Source organism: Candidatus Margulisiibacteriota bacterium (assembly GCA_028706105.1).
In the GTDB taxonomy this organism is placed as follows: domain Bacteria; phylum Margulisbacteria; class Riflemargulisbacteria; order GWF2-35-9; family DYQY01; genus DYQY01.
The window spans coordinates 1-5,672 of sequence record JAQWCF010000098.1 but is presented as its reverse complement, the minus strand read 5'-3'; the positions used below and the strand labels follow the sequence as shown (position 1 = coordinate 5,672).

The window sequence follows — 5,672 nt, the reverse complement described above, 5'->3', positions numbered from 1 at the left end:
TGATTAGAAAAATTTAAATCTCCAACTGGAGCTCTTACACTCATCAAAATATCACCCTTTTTTGCCATTTTTGTGACTTTTCTTGTATAAGTGTCTATAGTTGGATAAAACACCCCGAACGTTCTATTCCCTTGTAAAAAAGGTACCCCATCATTATCTGAATAGTATTTTGATTCAGGAGATTGTCCTGCTATAAAATCAGCAATTTCTCTAAATTTAACTATCATAATTAACATCCTCTAATTGAGCTTTTATTTCATCTTCTAGATTTTTTCCTTCAGAAAATAGAGTAGCAAGGTTGGTTTTGTATACATTCATTTTTTCTTCAAATTCTTCTGGAGTTAGTTCTATATATTCTATTTTTACATCAAAAAATTGACCAGCACTAAACGAATAATTCTTTTCTTTTATTTGATCATAAGTCACTGAAACAGAAAAATCGTCCTCAACTTTATGATCAATAAACATATTAACAATTCTATCTAATTCACCTTTTGAAAGAACTGTTTTCTGGTTTTTACCAACTTTAACTTTTTCACCTAGTTTTGATGCATCCATTAACAATACTTCACCATTTGTGTTTGATTTATCGATAAATAAAACAGATACATTTGTACCAGTATTAGCAAAGATGTTTGATGGCATAGAAATAACACCACGAAGCCATTTGTTATCAATAATTTGTTGTCTAATTTTCTTTTCAATCCCAGCTTGAGCAGTAATAAAACCGGTAGGAACAACAATCGCAGCCTTTCCTCCATCTTTTAGTGAATATAAGATATGTTGAATAAAGCAAAGATAAATTGCCATTGAATCTTTTTTAGCATTTGGAATCTTAGGTACTCCTGCAAAGAATCTTGTAGTTTTTTCCCACTTAGTTTCAATTTTGTCTCTTGTAGATGAGAAGTCTGTTTTGAAAGGCGGATTTGAAGTTATGAAATCAAACTTCTTTAATCCTGAAGTATCATCACCTTTAATTCTATAGTGAGCTGGAGTTTCTAATGTATCACCTTCGATAATGTTTTCTAATGATTCTTTTAGGCTATTTAAAAGCATATTGATTCTTAAAAATCTCGATGATTTTTGAGAAATATCTTGTGTATATACTCTTGCTTTATTACCAAATTTTCCATCGCCTAACTCATTTGCCAAGTGTAGGACTAGTGACCCTGAACCAGCTGAAGGGTCATATATTTCATAAATTTTGTCTTCAACAGGTGACATATGAACTAAGATTTTAGCAATAGCACTAGATAAAGCTTGAGGTGTAAAGTACTCGGCATAGGTTCCACTAGCAACATTATAATTTTGGATTAAGTATTCAAAAATAGTACTGAAGAAATCATAGTTTCCTTCGATTGTTTCACCAAAATCAAATCTATCTCTTGTGATATATGAGAAGATATTTCTTGCAAAAGCATTTCTTTTTGACGACTCTACTTTATCCGTAATTTCTGTGAACAAAGGTTTCTTTTCACCACCAGCAGTTTCTACACTAAATGACTGGTTTTCTTTGTAGTTTGATATTCTAACTAATGTTTTATCAAATTGACTATAAAAATTATCGTCTTTAATATGCTGAACTAAATAATCTATTGTATCTTCATATTTAAAAGCCACATCTTGTGGATATGAAGCATAGAATGCGTCGAGCATATCATCTTCATTTTTAATTACTGATTCATATTCTAAGCCAGTGTCTTTACAAAACTTTCTAAGGTTAGCCATGAATTTATCATTTAAGAACTTATAAAGGAATACGGAAGTAACAACAACTTCTTCATAAGCAGTATTGGATAATCCATTAGTTGAACACAAACCTTGTAGGTCATCAATAATGGATTTTATATTTTTCTCTAATTCTACATAATTTTGCATATTTATAATCCTCCTAAATGCTTTCTTTATAAAGAAGTAAGTTTACATATAACATTTCAAGAATCTCATCATAAGAATCTTTAATTTTCTTGAATAATTTTTCTTTGATTAAAAGAACAGTTATCTTTGCTTTTGTGGCATCAATGAAGCCTTTTTTACCTTGAATAATTAATGCATCATCGTAAATAGTATCCTTAATATTATCGTAGATCACTTTTAAGAGACTTTCAATATCTGATCTATCTATGTTTGTTTCTAAAACAGCATCACTTAAAGTTTTGACGAATGCAAAACTTCCACCATAGGCTTGAGATAATCTATCGTTTTCTTCATTAATTCTTTTAGCCTCTTCAAGAGCTGTTCTTAATTCATCTGATAGTTCATCTATCGTTGCATAGTCGAAAACTTGAAGTTTTTCAAAAATCTTCTTAAGTAGTTCTTCTAGTTTTTGAATTTTAATATCTTTTTTGTTTTTATTCTTTTGAACTTCCCTTTGGAGTTCAGTTAGTACATCTTTAACTTTATCAAAATCAGAATCCTTCAGCATAAATTTACCTAAATCAAGGATGGTGATTTTTGTTTTAATAAATTCATACACCACTTTGATAACCTCTTCATTATTCATGATATCAAGTGTATCAATAACCTTGCTTGATAAATTAATAAATGAGATTCTATCGTTAACTGTTTTTAAATACTTATTGACCTTATCATCATCAATTAGTTTTGAATATTCCTCAGCTCTTGAAAGTTTGAATTCAACTGAGCAATCTTTCACACCAGTTAAAAGTTTTCTAATCTTTAATAAAGCTTCTTTGTTGAAGTACTGCATCATATTCACAAATATTTCAATATTATCTACTGTAATAAATTGTTTTAACTCGGCTGACAACTTATCAAATTTCTTCTTGATATCTTCCTTATCAACAACAAGACCAGATAAAGATACTTCATCATCACCATCTACGTTCATGTCAGCTTCAAGTTCTTTTACATAGGCATCTAGTGTGCTATTATATTCTTTTTCAATATCAACAAAGTCTACTATATAGCCATATTGATAAACTTTACCTGTAGGACTCTTATATGGCCTGTTAACACGAGAGATTGTTTGAAGTAAGCTTTGTGCTTTTGGTCCTCGTAACAAGTACATTTTCTTTAGTCGTTTCACATCATATCCTGTCGTAAGCATATAATGAACAACTAAGATATCAGGGTATCCACTTTCTCTAAAGTTGATTTGATGTTGTTTGTTTAGTGCACTTTGAACTGCATTATTTTCACTATCAGACATTACAAGGCCACTTGTTAATTTACTATTATTCTTAAACCATTCATTGATTTTTCTTGCTTGCTCATTTGAACGACAGACAATCATTCCACCTATTGTATTATCAGTGTTAACTAGTCTAAATTGTCTGAAATCCCTCTCAATATATTTAGAAACACCTTCTATATAATCATCAGATTCATAAACATCCTTGCTATCTAGGTTTTGATTTTCAATATCAAGATTTTCTTTAATCTCAGCTTTTGCAGCAGTATCTATTTGTTCTTTTTTAATTCTTAATGTATATCCGTCAGCAATTGATTTATCGTAGAAATACTTATGAATGTAATCGCCAAATTTTAAGTTTGAACGTTCCTTCCTAGTTAATAAAGGTGTACCTGTCATAGCTATGTAAATACCGTTAGAATCACAAGTCATTAGATTCTTGAAAAATTCACCATGAATACTATAAGATCTATGCGCTTCATCAACAAAGAAGATTCTTTGAACTTTTACATTGTATACATTCTCAATGACTGGCATCTTTGATTCTTCCATTAACTTATGTATATTCACTACACAAATAGTCCCAATGCCGTCATTATCTTCATCAAGTGGTTTTTTCAATTCTTTTGCAAATTCAGTCTTACTTGAAACATTAGTAACTACAAAACCTCTATTTGTAAATTCTGTTGTTGCTTGAGTCATTAAATCAAGTCTATCTACTACAAAAAAGAACCTAGTATTGACATTCTTTTTAGCAAAGTAATCAGTGATGACTCTGATTGAATATGCTGAAAGTGCAGTCTTACCAGAACCTTGAGTATGCCAAATAATACCGTTTTTATCTTTCTCTCCAAATCTCTTGATGATTGATCTTGTAGCGAAGAATTGAGGATATCTCATGATGTGCTTTTGTTTAATTGGAATTTCCTCTTCTACGTTTGTAGTAGCATTACGTACTTTTTTAATTTCAGTTAGGAACATAATTCCATAACGTAGCATATAGAAAAATCTTTCTTTATCATATAGAGATGTTATGAATCTATTACAAGGTGTAAGATCCGAAAGATTAGTAGCGAATTCTGGTGTAAGAGTTTCGTCTGGATTATATCCCCCGTCTTTTACTATATATTTAATTGTATCTTCATCGATTTCTTTTAATTTGTAGTTAGAGTGGTATTCTTTTATATCTTCTCTAAAAAATGAGAATGTAGTGTTTTGACCATTTGGAGTTGTATAGAATGATCCAGCTTTAACTTCATCAGCTATATCATCATCAGCATCTTCATATTCCATATTGTTAGAGAAAGAAATAAGTTGAATTAAATTAAAATACTTTTTATAGTCATCGTTCTTTAATCTTTTATTAATCATTCTCTCAAATTCAACTTGAATTCCACCGCTGTTATTAGGATGTTTTACTTCTAAGAACGCTAAAGGTATACCATTAATTAAAATATTGATATCGGGTCTAAAAGAACCTTCTTCAGTTCCTTCTTTCACGCTAAATGGTAGCTCATTAACAACTGCAAAATCGTTGTTTTTATAGTCATCTAAATCCATTAATCTAATTGGATATTCAGAAGAAACTAATCTTTTATAAAACTCTTTACCTAAGTCATTATTCTTAATTAGAGTGTTAATTTCTGCTATTAGTGCGAACAACTCTTCATCTAAAATTTCTCTCTTATTGATTTTTTCTAAAGCCGTTTTAAATCTATCTATAAAAATTTTAGTTTCAAAGTCAACCCTGGCACCTTTTAATGTTTGGTATTCATATCCTAATCTTAAAAATTGAATGGTTGCTGGAAATTTTACTCTTGTATCTTCATTAAAATGTAACATTATTCCTTACCCTCCAGGTCAATATTATTTGCTTTACAAAGTTCAACAATTTTTCTCTTTATTTTGATCGTTGGCTCATGTTTCCCTGTTTCCCATCTATTAATAGATGCAAAAGAAACATTAAGCAAGTCAGCAAATTCTTGTTGAGATAAAATTAGTTTCACTCTTAATTCCTTAACTAGTCGTTGGTAATCCATAGTTACCTCCCATTATTAACGTTTATACTTACTCAATATTATAACACATTTTTATCAAATTTTCTATAAATTAGTCTATTAATACCATATTTATATCCATTTTGTCTCAAATCGTTAAATTGTAGGGTAATCGTTAAATTGTAGGGTAATCGTTAAATTGTAGGGTAATCGTTAAATTGTAGGGTAATCGTTAAATTGTAGTTATGTTTAGGTATAAAGCGACTAAAAATTCATTATAAACTTGCGTTTCTATGCTTGCTATAAATTGGTGGTAAATGGAATATAGGGATTTTCGCCCTTTATTCCAAATAAAAAAGGCCTGACACTTTTGTATCAAACCTATGCATTCAATATGGTGGAGGCAAAGGGGATTGAACCCATGACCCCTTGCACGTCAAGCAAGTGCTCTCCCGCTGAGCTATGCCTCCAATTTAGCTTTTAGGCTGTAAATTGGGCCTAATAAGCGTTTTTTCGTTTCA

General features: G+C 30.3%; 4 protein-coding genes and 1 tRNA gene. All 5 read right to left on the bottom strand.

Annotated features, from left to right (window positions below; translation table 11 throughout):
* On the bottom strand, nt 1-227 hold a 227-nt coding region (locus PHF25_08500), incomplete at its 3' end, for a restriction endonuclease subunit S (protein MDD4528052.1).
* On the bottom strand, nt 217-1,878 hold the full coding sequence (locus PHF25_08495) for a class I SAM-dependent DNA methyltransferase (GenBank protein ID MDD4528051.1): 1,662 nt from the start codon (nt 1,876-1,878) through the stop codon (nt 217-219). The genes PHF25_08500 and PHF25_08495, both read right to left, overlap by 11 nt.
* 13 nt (nt 1,879-1,891) lie before the next feature.
* Nucleotides 1,892-4,996 carry a DEAD/DEAH box helicase family protein gene (locus PHF25_08490; GenBank protein ID MDD4528050.1) on the bottom strand — a complete coding sequence of 1,035 codons (3,105 nt, stop codon included), beginning with the start codon at nt 4,994-4,996 and terminating at the stop codon, nt 1,892-1,894.
* A complete protein-coding gene (locus tag PHF25_08485) occupies nt 4,996-5,193 on the bottom strand; it encodes a helix-turn-helix transcriptional regulator (protein MDD4528049.1) in 198 nt (65 codons plus the stop codon). Before PHF25_08485 ends, PHF25_08490 begins: the two co-directional genes overlap by 1 nt.
* A gap of 353 nt (nt 5,194-5,546) precedes the next feature.
* A tRNA-Val gene (locus tag PHF25_08480) sits at nt 5,547-5,621 on the bottom strand.
* Nucleotides 5,622-5,672 lie beyond the last annotated feature (51 nt).